General features: G+C 38.6%; 19 protein-coding genes. All 19 read right to left on the bottom strand.

The annotated features are described in order from the left end of the window. Window positions 1-23: 23 nt before the first annotated feature. Complete coding sequence (gene rplX / locus CWS01_RS06165) at window positions 24-335, bottom strand: 50S ribosomal protein L24 (protein WP_101176322.1); 312 nt, start codon at window positions 333-335, stop codon at window positions 24-26. A 35-nt stretch (window positions 336-370) separates the two neighbouring features. Then, window positions 371-739, bottom strand: a complete 369-nt coding sequence (gene rplN / locus CWS01_RS06160; protein ID WP_101176321.1) for a 50S ribosomal protein L14 — start codon at window positions 737-739, stop codon at window positions 371-373. Window positions 740-780: 41 nt separating this feature from the next. Continuing rightward, window positions 781-1,044, bottom strand: a complete 264-nt coding sequence (rpsQ, locus tag CWS01_RS06155) for a 30S ribosomal protein S17 (RefSeq protein ID WP_101176320.1) — start codon at window positions 1,042-1,044, stop codon at window positions 781-783. A gap of 20 nt (window positions 1,045-1,064) precedes the next feature. Beyond that, window positions 1,065-1,268: a 50S ribosomal protein L29 gene (rpmC, locus tag CWS01_RS06150; RefSeq protein ID WP_003351417.1), complete on the bottom strand. Its 204-nt coding sequence runs from the start codon at window positions 1,266-1,268 to the stop codon at window positions 1,065-1,067. Continuing rightward, window positions 1,258-1,692 (bottom strand): 50S ribosomal protein L16, encoded by a 435-nt coding sequence (gene rplP / locus CWS01_RS06145; protein WP_101176319.1) that lies wholly within the window; start codon window positions 1,690-1,692, stop codon window positions 1,258-1,260. Before rplP ends, rpmC begins: the two co-directional genes overlap by 11 nt. 1 nt (window position 1,693) lies before the next feature. Then, window positions 1,694-2,350: a 30S ribosomal protein S3 gene (gene rpsC, locus CWS01_RS06140; protein ID WP_101176318.1), complete on the bottom strand. Its 657-nt coding sequence runs from the start codon at window positions 2,348-2,350 to the stop codon at window positions 1,694-1,696. A gap of 3 nt (window positions 2,351-2,353) precedes the next feature. After that, window positions 2,354-2,695 carry a 50S ribosomal protein L22 gene (gene rplV, locus CWS01_RS06135; RefSeq protein WP_101176317.1) on the bottom strand — a complete coding sequence of 114 codons (342 nt, stop codon included), beginning with the start codon at window positions 2,693-2,695 and terminating at the stop codon, window positions 2,354-2,356. An 18-nt stretch (window positions 2,696-2,713) separates the two neighbouring features. Further along, window positions 2,714-2,992, bottom strand: a complete 279-nt coding sequence (rpsS, locus tag CWS01_RS06130; RefSeq protein ID WP_101176316.1) for a 30S ribosomal protein S19 — start codon at window positions 2,990-2,992, stop codon at window positions 2,714-2,716. 60 nt (window positions 2,993-3,052) lie between these two features. Continuing rightward, on the bottom strand, window positions 3,053-3,883 hold the full coding sequence (rplB, locus tag CWS01_RS06125; protein ID WP_101176315.1) for a 50S ribosomal protein L2: 831 nt from the start codon (window positions 3,881-3,883) through the stop codon (window positions 3,053-3,055). A gap of 28 nt (window positions 3,884-3,911) precedes the next feature. After that, window positions 3,912-4,196, bottom strand: coding sequence for a 50S ribosomal protein L23 (gene rplW, locus CWS01_RS06120; protein WP_101176314.1), 285 nt, complete (start codon window positions 4,194-4,196; stop codon window positions 3,912-3,914). Next, on the bottom strand, window positions 4,196-4,819 hold the full coding sequence (gene rplD, locus CWS01_RS06115) for a 50S ribosomal protein L4 (RefSeq protein WP_101176313.1): 624 nt from the start codon (window positions 4,817-4,819) through the stop codon (window positions 4,196-4,198). Before rplD ends, rplW begins: the two co-directional genes overlap by 1 nt. Before the next feature lie 25 nt (window positions 4,820-4,844). Beyond that, entirely contained in the window at window positions 4,845-5,474 is a 630-nt protein-coding gene (gene rplC, locus CWS01_RS06110; RefSeq protein ID WP_101176312.1) for a 50S ribosomal protein L3, read from the bottom strand. 40 nt (window positions 5,475-5,514) lie between these two features. Beyond that, a complete protein-coding gene (rpsJ, locus tag CWS01_RS06105) occupies window positions 5,515-5,823 on the bottom strand; it encodes a 30S ribosomal protein S10 (protein ID WP_009336571.1) in 309 nt (102 codons plus the stop codon). A gap of 479 nt (window positions 5,824-6,302) precedes the next feature. After that, window positions 6,303-7,490, bottom strand: a complete 1,188-nt coding sequence (gene tuf, locus CWS01_RS06100; RefSeq protein WP_101176311.1) for an elongation factor Tu — start codon at window positions 7,488-7,490, stop codon at window positions 6,303-6,305. A gap of 114 nt (window positions 7,491-7,604) precedes the next feature. Beyond that, on the bottom strand, window positions 7,605-9,680 hold the full coding sequence (fusA, locus tag CWS01_RS06095) for an elongation factor G (protein WP_101176310.1): 2,076 nt from the start codon (window positions 9,678-9,680) through the stop codon (window positions 7,605-7,607). A gap of 48 nt (window positions 9,681-9,728) precedes the next feature. Beyond that, on the bottom strand, window positions 9,729-10,199 hold the full coding sequence (gene rpsG, locus CWS01_RS06090; protein ID WP_101176309.1) for a 30S ribosomal protein S7: 471 nt from the start codon (window positions 10,197-10,199) through the stop codon (window positions 9,729-9,731). A 37-nt stretch (window positions 10,200-10,236) separates the two neighbouring features. Next, on the bottom strand, window positions 10,237-10,659 hold the full coding sequence (gene rpsL / locus CWS01_RS06085; RefSeq protein WP_101176308.1) for a 30S ribosomal protein S12: 423 nt from the start codon (window positions 10,657-10,659) through the stop codon (window positions 10,237-10,239). A 99-nt stretch (window positions 10,660-10,758) separates the two neighbouring features. Further along, a complete protein-coding gene (locus CWS01_RS06080) occupies window positions 10,759-11,007 on the bottom strand; it encodes a 50S ribosomal protein L7ae-like protein (RefSeq protein WP_101176307.1) in 249 nt (82 codons plus the stop codon). Between the two features lie 158 nt (window positions 11,008-11,165). Then, the gene (gene rpoC, locus CWS01_RS06075) at window positions 11,166-14,765 is read right to left on the bottom strand and encodes a DNA-directed RNA polymerase subunit beta' (protein WP_101176306.1); all 3,600 of its coding nucleotides are present in this window, start codon (window positions 14,763-14,765) and stop codon (window positions 11,166-11,168) included. Between the last annotated feature and the right edge of the window lie 54 nt (window positions 14,766-14,819).

The raw sequence follows: 14,819 nt of genomic DNA, 5'->3' as shown, positions 1-14,819 counted from the left end.
TTGTACCTCCCTTCTTCATTGAACTATTTATCTAGAATTTCACCGGATTTTTTCGCTACGCGTACTTTTTTACCATCAACCGTTTTTGTACCTACACGAGTAGGAGTACCAGTTTTAGGGTCGATAGGCATAACGTTGGATACATGAATAGCTGCTTCCTGGTCATTGATTCCACCTTGTGGATTCAATTGGGATGGCTTAGAGTGTTTTTTTACAATGTTGATTCCTTCAACAACCACACGGTTTTTCTTAGGAAACGCTGCAATAACAACACCAGTTTTGCCTTTATCCTTACCAGAGATGACCATTACTTTGTCACCTTTTTTTACATGCATCTTTTCGCACCTCCTTAAAGGCAATTAGATTTATATTATAGTACTTCTGGAGCTAATGATACAATTTTCATAAAGTTGTTATCGCGAAGTTCACGTGCAACTGGTCCAAAGATACGTGTTCCACGTGGACTTTTATCGTCACGGATAATTACACATGCGTTTTCATCGAAACGAATGTAAGTACCGTCTTTACGACGAACACCACTTTTAGTTCTTACAACTACTGCTTTAACAACGTCACCTTTTTTAACAACGCCACCTGGTGTTGCTTGCTTTACAGTAACAACGATAACATCACCGATGTTTGCAGTTTTGCGGCCTGAACCACCAAGAACTTTAATTGTAAGTACTTCACGAGCACCAGAGTTGTCAGCAACTTTCAAACGTGATTCTTGTTGAATCATGTGTGTAACCTCCCTTCGGGATGAAGCTTATTTCCGAACAATTAGATAATAACTGCTTTTTCTACTACTTCTACAAGACGGAAACGTTTTGTAGCGGATAATGGACGAGTTTCCATAATACGGACTACATCGCCGATTTTTGCTGCGTTTTGCTCATCGTGAGCTTTATACTTCTTAGAGTATTTCACGCGCTTGCCGTATAATGAATGTTTTTTATATGTTTCAACAACAACAGCTATTGTCTTATCCATTTTGTCTGAAACAACACGTCCAGTATAGACTTTGCGTTGATTGCGTTCGCTCATTGTACGAACCTCCTCTCACGTTATCGATTGTTGACGCCGATTTCTCTTTCACGAATGACTGTTTTCATTCGAGCAATCGCTTTGCGTACTTCACGAATGCGAGCTGTATTTTCAAGTTGTCCAGTCGCTAATTGAAAGCGAAGGTTGAAAAGCTCTTCTTTTAAGGATTTAACTTTTTGTTCAATTTCTGCAGTGGTAAGGTCACGAATTTCATTAGCTTTCATTAGTTTCACCACCAATTTCTTCACGTTTTACAAACTTACATTTAACTGGAAGTTTGTGCGCTGCAAGACGAAGTGCTTCACGAGCGATCTCTTCAGATACACCAGCAACTTCAAACATTATTTTACCAGGCTTAACAACTGCTACCCAACCTTCTGGAGCACCCTTACCGGAACCCATGCGGACTTCAAGAGGCTTTGCAGTGTAAGGCTTATGTGGGAATATTTTAATCCAAACTTTACCGCCACGTTTCATATAACGAGTCATCGCAATACGAGCTGATTCAATTTGTCGGTTTGTAATCCAAGATGCTTCTAAAGATTGTAAACCATATTCACCGAAAGTAACTTCAGTACCGCCTTTTGCTTGACCGCGCATTTTCCCACGGTGTACACGACGATATTTTACACGTTTAGGTAGTAACATATTATTTGCCTCCTTCCACAGTTTTCTTCTTAGCTGGAAGGATCTCTCCACGATAGATCCATACTTTAACGCCTAATTTACCATAAGTAGTATCGGCTTCTGCAGCAGCATAATCGATATCTGCGCGTAAAGTATGAAGAGGAACTGTACCCTCACTGTAAGACTCTGAACGAGCGATATCTGCTCCGCCTAAGCGACCTGATACCATTGTTTTAATACCTTTAGCACCAACACGCATTGAACGTTGGATAGCTTGTTTTTGTGCACGACGGAATGAAACACGGTTTTCTAATTGACGAGCAATATTCTCAGCAACTAGTTTTGCATCCATATCCGCTTTTTTAATTTCAAGAATATTGATGTGTACACGTTTGCCAGTAAGTGAGTTTAAAGCTTTACGTAAAGCTTCAACTTCAGTACCACCTTTACCAATTACCATACCAGGTTTAGCAGTGTGGATTGTAACATTTAAACGATTAGCTGCACGCTCGATTTCTACTTTAGAAACAGATGCATCGTTTAAACGTTTAGTGATATACTCACGAACTTTAAGGTCTTCGTGTAAAAGATCAGCATAGTCTTTACCTGCGTACCATTTTGATTCCCAATCACGAATGATTCCGACACGCAAACCGACTGGATTTACTTTTTGACCCACTGATTATCCCTCCTTCTTTTCTGATACAACGATAGTGATGTGACTAGTACGTTTGTTGATTTGACTTGCACGTCCCATCGCACGAGGACGGAAACGTTTAAGTGTTGGTCCTTCATTTACGTATGCTTGTTCAACCACTAAGTTATTAATATCCATTTCGTAGTTATGCTCTGCGTTAGCGATAGCAGATTTTAATACTTTTTCTATGATTGGTGAAGCAGCCTTTGGAGTTAGCTTTAAAATTGATACTGCTTCGCCTACTTGCTTACCTCGAATTAAATCTACGACTAAACGAGCTTTACGAGGAGCAATACGAACTGTATTAGCAACAGCTTTTGCTTGCATTGGAATGCCCTCCTCTCATTAACGTCTTGTTTTCTTATCGTCACTTGCATGACCTTTATAAGTACGTGTTGGAGCAAATTCTCCAAGTTTGTGACCTACCATATCTTCAGTGACATAAACCGGTACATGTTTGCGACCATCATAAACAGCGATTGTTTGACCGATGAATTGTGGGAAGATTGTAGAACGGCGAGACCAAGTTTTAACAACCTGTCTTTTTTCCGTTTCGCTTAACTTCTCGATCTTTGATAATAAATGATCATCAACAAAAGGTCCTTTTTTTAAGCTACGACCCATGATTGAACCTCCCTTCGTGATTGTTCTACGGTTCTTACGATGAACCGTAGTTCAACCCCGTTATTTTTTACGGCTACGTACAATGAATTTATCTGATTTGTTTTTCTTGCTACGAGTTTTGTATCCAAGAGTTGGTTTACCCCATGGAGACATTGGTGATTTACGTCCGATAGGTGAACGTCCCTCACCACCACCGTGTGGATGGTCATTAGGGTTCATTACAGAACCACGAACTGTTGGGCGTTTACCTAACCAACGAGAACGACCAGCTTTACCGATGTTGATAAGTTCATGTTGTTCATTACCTACTTGACCGATAGAAGCACGGCAAGTTGCAAGAATTAAACGAACTTCACCAGAGTTTAAACGTACAAGTACATATTTGCCCTCTTTACCAAGTACCTGTGCAGATGTACCTGCAGAACGAACTAATTGTCCGCCTTTTCCTGGTTTTAACTCGATATTATGGATAACTGTACCTACTGGAATGTTTGCTAAAGGAAGTGCATTACCTGGTTTAATATCAGCCTCAGGTCCTGACATAACTTCTAAGCCAACTTCTAGATTTTTTGGTGCAAGAATGTAGCGTTTTTCTCCGTCTACATAATTAATTAACGCGATGTTTGCAGATCTGTTTGGATCATACTCGATTGTAGCAACGCGTCCTGGAATGCCATCTTTATCACGTTTAAAATCGATGATACGATATTGACGTTTATGACCTCCACCTTGATGACGAACTGTTAACTTACCTTGGTTATTACGGCCACCTTTACGTGTTAAAGGAGCAAGCAATGATTTTTCTGGTGTACTTGTAGTGATCTCACTAAAGTCAGAAGAAGTCATGTTGCGTCGACCGTTGGAGGTAGGTTTATACTTCTTAATCGCCATATCTGTTCCCTCCTCTTTTTTCTATATTTTATGCTTCAAAGAATTCAATTTCTTTGCTTTCAGCAGTTAATTTAACAATTGCTTTACGACGTTTGTTTGTGTATCCTCCGAAACGTCCTACACGTTTGAACTTACCTTTGTAGTTCATGATGTTAACTTTTTCAACTTTAACGCCAAAGATTTCTTCTACAGCATCTTTAACTTGAGTTTTATTCGCTCTTACATCAACTTCAAACGTATATTTTTTGTCAGCCATTAAATCAGTAGAACGTTCAGTGATAACGGGGCGCTTAATCGTTTCGCGTGCATCCATTATGCAAGCACCTCCTCTACTTTTTCAACCGCTGCTTTCGTCATGATTAATTTATCATGATTTAAAACATCTAAAACTGTGATGCCAGAAGCAGTAATAACTGTTACACCTGGGATGTTACGAGCAGATAATGCTACGTTTTCATCTAAGTCAGCAGTAACGATTAATGCTTTTTTCTCAACAGATAGATTTCCTAAGAACCCTTTGAAATCTTTTGTTTTAGGTGCTTCGAAAGCAAGGCTTTCAATTACTAAGATATTTTCTTCTAATACTTTAGAAGATAATGCAGATTTGATTGCTAATCTACGAACTTTTTTAGGAAGTTTATAGCTGTAGCTGCGAGGAACCGGTCCGAAAACTGTTCCACCACCACGCCATTGTGGAGATCTGATAGATCCCTGACGAGCACGTCCTGTACCTTTTTGGCGCCATGGCTTACGTCCACCACCAGCAACCTCAGAACGAATTTTAGTTTTATGTGTTCCTTGACGCAAAGAAGCTCTTTGCATAACAACTGCTTCAAATAGAACGTGGTTGTTAGGCTCAATACCGAATACTGTTTCTTTTAATTCGATATCTCCAGCTTGAGTACCGTCTTGGTTGAATAATGCAACTTTAGGCATTCTTATTTCCTCCTTTCTAGATTAATTACTTCGCCTTAACAGCAGTTTTAATTTTTAATAATGCTTTTTTAGATCCAGGAACATTCCCTTTAATTAATAGAAGGTTACGTTCTACATCTACTTTTACGATTTCTAAGTTTTGAACAGTAACTTGTTCTCCACCCATGCGTCCCGGTAATGCTTTACCTTTGAATACGCGGTTTGGTGCTACAGGTCCCATTGAACCTGGGCGACGATGATAACGAGATCCATGGGCCATTGGTCCACGAGATTGTCCATGGCGTTTAATTGAACCTTGGAAACCTTTACCTTTAGAGATTCCTGTTACATCTACAATATCGCCTTCAGCGAATACATTTACTTTGACTTCTTGACCAACTTCATACTCTTCTAAGCTTACCTCTCTCAATTCACGAACGAAGCGCTTAGGAGCAGTGTTTGCTTTTGCAACATGTCCTTTTTCAGGTTTGTTAGCCAACTTTTCACGTTTATCTTCAAAACCGATTTGAACAGCTTCATAACCGTCTGTTTCAACAGATTTCTTTTGAAGAACTACGTTTTGAGCAGCTTCAACTACTGTTACTGGTATCAAGTTACCATTTTCAGCAAAAACTTGAGTCATACCTACTTTTCTTCCTAAGATTCCTTTGGTCATTTCAGTCACACCTCCTGATAATCTTAATATTTATTAAAAATTATAATTTAATTTCAATATCTACACCTGATGGTAAGTCTAAACGCATTAATGAATCAACTGTTTGTGGAGTTGGATTAACGATATCGATTAGACGTTTATGCGTACGCATTTCAAATTGTTCACGAGAATCTTTATATTTATGAACTGCACGTAAGATAGTGTAAATTGATTTCTCTGTCGGTAATGGAATCGGACCAGAAACAGCTGCACCAGAACGTTTTGCAGTTTCAACAATTTTCTCAGCAGATTGATCAAGAATTCTATGATCATACGCTTTTAAACGGATACGAATTTTTTGTTTTGCCATTATTTTCCCTCCTTTTCGCCTATTTTAAAATAGACATTCTCCGCGGAAATTTCCCACACACTCGCCATGGCAAAGCGGCCGGGTGTGTCAGCAACCTTCCACATCATCGCAGTCAAAGACCAACATTGTCTATTATACATAAACATTATAAGAAAAGCAACACTTTTATTATTTTTCTTTTAAGTTGTTTTTGTACACTCAAATTATTATACATACATTATATCAGGATTACAAGTCGTTAAGTAATAATCAAAAAATTTACTTCACTTATCAATGTTTTAAAATAGAAATGCTTATTTATTAATTACTCTTCTTATATTAATGCTCTTTCATCATAACTACAACATCTCAAATACTGGTAAAAAAATATAAGTTACAACAAGTTTTATAATCTGTTATGAAGCACTCTTATTCTACTTTATTGAAAACAAAAAAAAGAACAGACCAGTAATTGGCCTGTTCTTTTTCAAGCATTATTATTACTCAACGATTGTAGCAACTACTCCAGCGCCTACAGTACGTCCACCTTCACGGATAGAGAACTTTGTACCTTCTTCAATAGCGATTGAAGAAATAAGTTCAACGTCCATTTCGATGTTATCTCCAGGCATTACCATTTCAACGCCTTCTGGAAGGTTACAAATACCAGTTACATCAGTTGTACGGAAGTAGAACTGAGGACGGTAGTTTGTGAAGAATGGAGTATGACGTCCACCTTCTTCTTTTGATAATACGTAAACTTCAGCTTTGAATTTTACGTGTGGAGTGATAGTACCTGGTTTAGCTAATACTTGTCCACGTTGGATATCTTCACGAGCAACCCCACGAAGAAGTGCACCAATGTTGTCACCAGCTTCAGCATAGTCAAGTAATTTACGGAACATTTCAACACCAGTTACAGTAGTTGATTTTTTCTCTTCAGCTAAACCGATGATGTCTATAACGTCACCAACTTTAACTTGTCCACGCTCAACGCGTCCTGTAGCAACTGTTCCACGTCCAGTGATTGAGAAAACATCCTCAACAGGCATCATGAAAGGTTTTTCAGTGTCACGTGCTGGAGTTGGGATATACTCATCTACCGCAGCCATAAGTTCAGTGATTTTTTCTTCCCATTCTGCTTCGCCTTCTAGAGCTTTAAGAGCAGAACCTTTGATTACAGGAATATCGTCACCAGGGAACTCATATTCAGAAAGAAGGTCACGAACTTCCATTTCTACTAATTCTAATAATTCTTCGTCGTCTACCATATCACATTTGTTTAAGAAAACAACTAAGTGAGGTACACCAACTTGACGTGATAAAAGAATGTGCTCACGAGTTTGTGGCATTGGACCATCAGTTGCAGAAACAACTAGGATACCGCCGTCCATTTGAGCAGCACCAGTGATCATGTTTTTAACATAGTCAGCATGTCCTGGGCAGTCAACGTGTGCATAGTGACGAGTTTCAGTTTCATACTCAACGTGTGCAGTTGAGATAGTGATTCCACGCTCACGCTCTTCTGGAGCAGCGTCGATTTGATCATAACCGCGAGCTTCAGCTCCACCTGCTTTAGCAAGTACAGTTGTGATAGCAGCTGTTAAAGTAGTTTTACCATGGTCAACGTGACCAATTGTTCCAATATTTACGTGTGGCTTTGAACGATCGTATTTAGCTTTTGCCATTAGGAAAATCCTCCTTTTATTTGAAAAAATTAAGTATTTGGAGCTGTGATTATATATCACAGCTTTTAAGCCTACATAGTAAGTTATACTCGATTAAAAAGGTAAAATCAACAATTACCCTTTATTTTTTTTGATGATCTCTTCAGAGATTGATTTTGGTACTTCTTCGTAGTGATCAAACGTCATAGAGAATACTCCACGACCTTGAGTACTTGAACGTAAAGTAGTTGCATATCCAAACATTTCTGAAAGTGGAACCATCGCACGAACAACTTGAGCATTACCACGAGCTTCCATACCTTCTACACGTCCACGACGAGAAGTGATGTTACCCATGATATCACCCATGTATTCTTCAGGAATGATAACTTCTACTTTCATAACAGGTTCAAGGATTACAGGACTACATTTTGAAGCAGCATTTTTTAGTGCCATAGAAGCAGCAATTTTAAACGCCATTTCAGATGAATCAACATCATGGTATGATCCATCAAATAATTTAGCTTTGATGTCAACAAGAGGGTAACCAGCAAGTACTCCTCTGTTCAATGCATCTTCAAGTCCAGCTTGAACAGGAGCGATATATTCACGAGGAACAACCCCACCTACGATACCATTTTCAAATTCAAAACCTTTACCTTCTTCGTTTGGTGAGAATTCAATCCAAACATGACCATACTGACCACGTCCACCAGATTGACGTGAGAACTTACCTTCTACTGATGCAGAAGAACGGAATGTTTCACGGTAAGCAACCTGTGGCGCACCAACATTAGCCTCAACCTTAAATTCACGACGCATGCGGTCTACTAAAATGTCTAAGTGAAGCTCACCCATACCTGCAATAATTACTTGGCCAGTTTCTTGGTTAGTATGTGCACGGAATGTTGGATCTTCTTCTTGTAATTTTTGAAGAGCAGTAGTCATTTTATCTTGGTCAGCTTTAGATTTAGGTTCAATAGATAACTCAATAACCGGCTCAGGGAAGTCCATAGATTCTAGTATAACTAGATTTTTGTCATCGCATAGAGTATCTCCAGTTGTAGTATCTTTTAAACCTACTGCTGCAGCGATATCCCCCGCATGTACTTCTGAAATCTCTTCACGGCTGTTTGCATGCATTTGTAGAATACGCCCTACACGCTCACGCTTACCTTTAGTAGAGTTTTGCACGTAAGAACCTGAACTTAACGTACCAGAATATACACGGAAGAATGTTAATTTACCAACATAAGGGTCTGTCATAACTTTAAATGCAAGTGCAGCAAATGGTTCTTCATCACTAGATGGTCTTGTTATTTCTTCATCTGAATCAGGAACAGTACCTTTAATAGATGGTACATCTAATGGAGATGGCAAGTAATCAATAACAGCATCTAACATTAATTGAACACCTTTGTTTTTAAATGCAGAACCACAGATAACTGGATAGAATTCAACATTCACTGTACCTTTACGGATAGCAGCTTTTAATTCATCAGTAGTGATTTCTTCACCACCAAGATATTTTTCCATTAAGTCTTCATCAAGCTCTGCTACTGCTTCTACTAACTTCTCGCGGTATTCATCTGCAAGATCTTGATACTCTTCTGGAATTTCACGTTCTTGAATATCTGTTCCAAGGTCATTTCCGTAGAAAGTTGCTTTCATTTCAACTAAATCGATGATTCCTTCAAATTGATCTTCAGCACCAATAGGAAGTTGAATTGCATGAGCATTAGCTTGTAGACGGTCATGTAACGTACCTAATGAATAAAGGAAATCTGCTCCTATTTTATCCATTTTATTAACAAATACTACACGAGGTACACCGTAAGTTGTCGCTTGACGCCAAACAGTTTCTGTTTGTGGCTCAACACCAGATTGTGCATCAAGTACAGCTACAGCACCATCAAGTACACGCAATGAACGTTCAACTTCAACTGTGAAGTCTACGTGTCCTGGGGTATCGATGATGTTTACACGGTTACCTTTCCATTGTGCAGTCGTTGCAGCTGATGTGATCGTAATACCACGCTCTTGTTCTTGCTCCATCCAGTCCATTTGTGATGCACCTTCATGAGTTTCACCAATTTTGTGGATACGACCAGTGTAGTAAAGTACACGCTCAGTTGTAGTCGTTTTACCTGCATCAATATGTGCCATGATACCGATATTACGAGTGTTTTCCAAGGAGAACTCTCTAGCCATTTGGTATTTCTCCTTCCATAAGAAAGTATTTTTATTAGATAGCTAATCCTACCAACGGTAGTGAGCAAACGCTTTGTTCGCTTCAGCCATTTTATGAGTATCTTCACGTTTTTTCACAGATGCACCAGTATTGTTAGCTGCATCTAGGATTTCGTTAGCTAATCTTTCTTCCATAGTTTTTTCTCCACGAAGACGAGAATAGTTAACTAACCAACGTAGACCAAGTGTAGTACGTCTATCTGGACGAACCTCCACTGGAACTTGATAGTTAGAACCACCAACACGGCGAGCTTTAACTTCTAGAACTGGCATAATGTTCTTTAATGCTTGATCGAAAATTTCGATAGCATCCTTTCCAGAACGTTCTGCAACGATTTCAAAAGCTGAATATAAGATAGCTTGAGATTTACCTCTCTTGCCATCGATCATCATTTTATTAATTAAACGTGAAACAAGTTTAGAATTATAAATTGGATCTGGTAAAACGTCTCTTTTTGCTACAGGACCTTTACGTGGCATTTGATTTCCTCCTTTCAATCATGCTGTTAATTTATTTTTATTTTTTTGCTGCTTTTGGTCTTTTTGTACCGTATTTTGAACGACCTTGCATACGGTTGTTAACACCAGCTGTATCAAGTGCACCACGAACAATGTGATAACGTACTCCTGGTAAGTCTTTTACACGTCCTCCACGGATTAGAACAACACTATGTTCTTGCAAGTTATGTCCAATACCAGGAATGTATGCAGTAACCTCAATTCCATTCGTCAAACGTACACGAGCATATTTACGTAACGCTGAGTTTGGTTTTTTTGGAGTCATTGTACCAACACGAGTACATACACCACGTTTTTGAGGTGAAGATACGTCTGTTTGTGTTTTTTTGAAGCTGTTATAACCTTTGTTTAACGCAGGTGACTTCGACTTTTCTTTTTCAGAACGACGAGGTTTGCGTACTAATTGGTTAATTGTAGGCATTTCTTTTTCCTCCCTTCTTTTATGTTTAAAGCCCACACATCCAGGTGGTTCATATTAGGGCAAAAACAAAGTTTTTATGGTTAATTCCATAAAAACAATTTAATTAATTATGGCAACAGTTGCTGCGCCTACTTCTATTCCACATGATTGGCCAAGCTTCCTCATGGATTCAACAAGTATAAAAGGTACATTAACTTCTCTAGCTGCTTCAATTACCTTTCCAATTATAACTGGATCTGCATCTTTTGCAACTATTATTTCCGTTACGCTACCCGATTTTAACGCTTTGACTGTTTGCTTTGTTCCTACTACAAAATTATTAGCCTGTATTACTTTATCATAAGACATGTTATATCCTCCAAAGCAACAGGTGAATAGTAGCACCTTTGATATAGTAACATCTTAAAATATTAATGTCAAATACTTTCACAAAAACTTTTTTATATTTACGAATCTATCTCTAATCCCAAAAATGGATTAGAGATAGATTCAGTATTCATTTATTGCTATTCTACCGTTACTGATTCCTCTGACAATTCATCTACTGTTATAGGCTCTGCATGACGATATCTCGGCATACCTGTTCCTGCTGGTACAAGTTTACCTATGATAACATTCTCTTTTAATCCTAGCAATTCGTCACGTTTACCCTTGATCGCTGCATCAGTTAGAACTCTCGTTGTTTCTTGGAATGATGCTGCCGATAAGAATGAATCAGTTTCAAGAGAAGCTTTTGTAATACCTAATAATACAGGTCTTCCAGTTGCCGGCAATCTCCCTGCTTTTAGTGCTTTTGCATTTGCATCAGTGAATTGGTGGATATCAAGTAATGTACCTGGTAATACATCTGTCTCACCAGCGTCTACTACACGAACTTTACGAAGCATTTGGCGGACCATAACTTCAACGTGTTTGTCACCAATTTCAACACCCTGCATACGATATACTTTTTGCACTTCGCGAAGAAGATATTCTTGAACTGCAGTTACACTCTTCACTTTTATTAATTCTTTAGGATCAATTGAACCTTCCGTTAACTCTTGACCCTGTTCTACTACATCATCAATAGCAACCTTTAGGCGTGCTGTATATGGAGCCATGTATGTTCTAGTTTCTAATTCAGCTTGAACAACAATCTCATGTTGACGGTCTCTACCTTCGTTAATGCCTACTACAACCCCTGCCATTTCAGTAATAACGGCTTGCCCTTTTGGATTTCGGGCTTCAAAAATCTCCTGAATACGAGGTAAACCTTGTGTAATATCATCTCCAGCAACCCCACCTGTATGGAAAGTACGCATTGTTAACTGTGTACCTGGTTCACCAATAGATTGAGCCGCGATAATTCCGACAGCTTCCCCTACTTCGACTTCTTGACCTGTTGCCAAGTTTCGACCATAACATTTTTTACAAACTCCATGACGTGTGTTACATGTGAAAGCAGAACGAATCCACACTTCTTCGATATTAGCTTCTATCACTTCCACAGTAAGATCTTCCGTTATCAATCCATTTTCAGGAACTATTACTGCTTGAGTTTCTGGATGTCTAATTGCTCTTCTAGCATAACGACCGAGTAAACGCTCATCTAAAGGTTCAATAATTTCTGTTCCTTCTTTAAGCGCTGCAACTAATAAACCTCTATCCGTTCCACAATCATCTTCACGAATGATAACGTCTTGCGCAACATCTACAAGGCGACGAGTTAAGTAACCAGAATCAGCTGTTTTTAGTGCTGTATCAGCAAGACCTTTACGAGCTCCATGCGTAGAGATAAAGTACTCTAATACTGTTAATCCTTCACGGAAACTTGAAATGATTGGCAATTCGATAATTCTACCAGCCGGGTTGGCCATCAGACCGCGCATACCAGCAAGCTGCGTAAAGTTAGAAGCGTTACCACGGGCCCCAGAGTCACTCATCATAAAGATTGGATTTCTTTTATCGAGTGATTTCATCAGTTTAGCTTGAATCACATCTTTAGCAGCACTCCAAATAGAAATAACTCTATCATAACGTTCTTCTTCGGTAATTAATCCGCGTCTAAATTGCTTTAATACGTTATCAACTTTCTTTTGTGCTTCATCAATAATTTCTCGTTTTTCACCTAATACTACGATATCCGCAACACCAACAGTGATACCAGCTTTTGTTGAGTGTCTAAAACCTAGATCCTTCATTCTGTCTAGCATTTTGGATGTTTCAGTAATTTTAAATCGTTTAAATACCTCAGCAATAACGTTACCTAAAATTTGCTTTTTAAACGGATCAATTATTGACATTTCTTTTATAACTGCAGGTATATCTGTGCCTTGCTTAACAAAGAATCTTTCTGGTGTTTTCTCTTCCAGATTAGCCTTTGTAGGTTCATTAATGTAAGGGAAAGATTTAGGCAAGATTTCATTAAAGATTAACTTACCAACTGTCGTAATAAGCAATTGTTTATTTTGCTCTTCTGTAAACGTCTCATTATTTAACGAACTTGCGCGAACAGCTACACGAGTGTGTAAATGAACATACCCATTTTGATATGCTAATATTGCTTCGCTAGTGTCATTAAACACCATTCCTTCACCAACAGCATTTTCTCTTTCTAAAGTTAAGTAATAGTTACCTAATACCATATCCTGTGAAGGTGTAACTACTGGTTTACCATCTTTAGGGTTAAGGATATTTTGTGCTGCTAGCATTAGAAGTCTTGCTTCTGCTTGCGCCTCTGAAGATAAAGGAACGTGAACAGCCATTTGGTCACCATCAAAATCTGCATTGTATGCAGTACATACTAGTGGATGTAGACGTATTGCACGCCCTTCAACTAATGTTGGTTCAAACGCTTGAATTCCCAATCTATGAAGAGTAGGTGCACGGTTAAGCAATACCGGGTGTTCTCTAATAACTTCTTCTAATACATCCCAAACTTCCGGTTGTACTCTTTCAATTTTACGCTTAGCAGATTTAATATTATGAGCTAAACCTTTTTCAACCAACTCTTTCATTACAAAAGGTTTAAATAACTCTAAAGCCATTTCTCTTGGTAATCCGCATTGATACATCTTTAAGTTTGGTCCTACTACAATTACCGAACGGCCAGAATAGTCAACACGTTTTCCTAGTAAGTTTTGACGGAAACGCCCTTGCTTCCCTTTAAGCATATGAGATAATGATTTTAAAGGTCTGTTTCCTGGTCCTGTTACTGGACGACCACGACGACCATTATCAATCAGTGCATCTACAGCTTCTTGAAGCATACGTTTTTCGTTTTGCACGATAATACTTGGTGCACCTAAATCTAATAATCTTTTTAAACGATTATTACGATTAATGACACGGCGGTATAAATCATTCAAATCAGAAGTGGCAAAACGGCCCCCGTCTAATTGAACCATCGGACGCAATTCTGGAGGAATGACAGGTAGTACATCCAAAATCATCCAAGAGGGCTCATTGCCTGATCCACGAAACGCTTCTAATACTTCTAAGCGTTTAATTGCACGAGTACGTCTTTGTCCTTGCGCTGTTTTTAATTCTTCTTTTAATCCTTCTACATCTTTATTTAGATCAATATCTGACAATAGTTTTTTAATTGACTCAGCTCCCATGGAAGCTTGAAATTTAGAACCATATTTATCTCGATATGCTCTATATTCCTTTTCAGATAGAAGTTGTTTCTTTTCTAATGCAGTATCACCAGGATCAGTAACAACATATGAGGCAAAATAAATAACTTCTTCTAACGCACGTGGAGACATATCTAGAACAAGCCCCATACGGCTAGGAATCCCTTTAAAATACCATATATGTGATACAGGTGCTGCTAATTCAATATGTCCCATACGTTCACGGCGGACTTTTGCACGAGTTACTTCAACACCACATCGATCACAGACAACACCTTTGTAGCGAACACGTTTATATTTTCCACAATGACATTCCCAGTCTTTTGTAGGACCAAAAATACGCTCGCAAAACAAGCCGTCTTTTTCCGGTTTTAATGTCCGATAATTAATAGTTTCTGGTTTTTTTACTTCACCGTATGACCATGAACGAATCTTGTCTGGTGAAGCAAGACCTATTTTCATAAATTCAAAATTGTTTACATCCAACAAGGGTCCTACCTCCCTTTTGATCTTGAGGCATTCCAAAAAATTGCCACATAATAA

Source organism: Niallia nealsonii (assembly GCF_002835805.1).
In the GTDB taxonomy this organism is placed as follows: Bacteria; Bacillota; Bacilli; order Bacillales; family Cytobacillaceae; genus Niallia; species Niallia nealsonii.
The sequence above is the reverse complement of the archived record's forward strand: the minus strand, read 5'-3'. Positions and strand labels throughout refer to the sequence as shown.

Coding starts and splice junctions, on each gene's coding strand:
- rplX (WP_101176322.1), bottom strand. CDS start 335: ATGCATGTAAAAAAAGGTGACAAAGTAATGGTCATCTCTGGTAAGGAT.
- rplN (WP_101176321.1), bottom strand. CDS start 739: ATGATTCAACAAGAATCACGTTTGAAAGTTGCTGACAACTCTGGTGCT.
- rpsQ (WP_101176320.1), bottom strand. CDS start 1,044: ATGAGCGAACGCAATCAACGCAAAGTCTATACTGGACGTGTTGTTTCA.
- rpmC (WP_003351417.1), bottom strand. CDS start 1,268: ATGAAAGCTAATGAAATTCGTGACCTTACCACTGCAGAAATTGAACAA.
- rplP (WP_101176319.1), bottom strand. CDS start 1,692: ATGTTACTACCTAAACGTGTAAAATATCGTCGTGTACACCGTGGGAAA.
- rplV (WP_101176317.1), bottom strand. CDS start 2,695: ATGCAAGCAAAAGCTGTTGCTAATACAGTTCGTATTGCTCCTCGTAAA.
- rpsS (WP_101176316.1), bottom strand. CDS start 2,992: ATGGGTCGTAGCTTAAAAAAAGGACCTTTTGTTGATGATCATTTATTA.
- rplB (WP_101176315.1), bottom strand. CDS start 3,883: ATGGCGATTAAGAAGTATAAACCTACCTCCAACGGTCGACGCAACATG.
- rplW (WP_101176314.1), bottom strand. CDS start 4,196: ATGGATGCACGCGAAACGATTAAGCGCCCCGTTATCACTGAACGTTCT.
- rplD (WP_101176313.1), bottom strand. CDS start 4,819: ATGCCTAAAGTTGCATTATTCAACCAAGACGGTACTCAAGCTGGAGAT.
- rplC (WP_101176312.1), bottom strand. CDS start 5,474: ATGACCAAAGGAATCTTAGGAAGAAAAGTAGGTATGACTCAAGTTTTT.
- rpsJ (WP_009336571.1), bottom strand. CDS start 5,823: ATGGCAAAACAAAAAATTCGTATCCGTTTAAAAGCGTATGATCATAGA.
- tuf (WP_101176311.1), bottom strand. CDS start 7,490: ATGGCAAAAGCTAAATACGATCGTTCAAAGCCACACGTAAATATTGGA.
- fusA (WP_101176310.1), bottom strand. CDS start 9,680: ATGGCTAGAGAGTTCTCCTTGGAAAACACTCGTAATATCGGTATCATG.
- rpsG (WP_101176309.1), bottom strand. CDS start 10,199: ATGCCACGTAAAGGTCCTGTAGCAAAAAGAGACGTTTTACCAGATCCA.
- rpsL (WP_101176308.1), bottom strand. CDS start 10,659: ATGCCTACAATTAACCAATTAGTACGCAAACCTCGTCGTTCTGAAAAA.
- CWS01_RS06080 (WP_101176307.1), bottom strand. CDS start 11,007: ATGTCTTATGATAAAGTAATACAGGCTAATAATTTTGTAGTAGGAACA.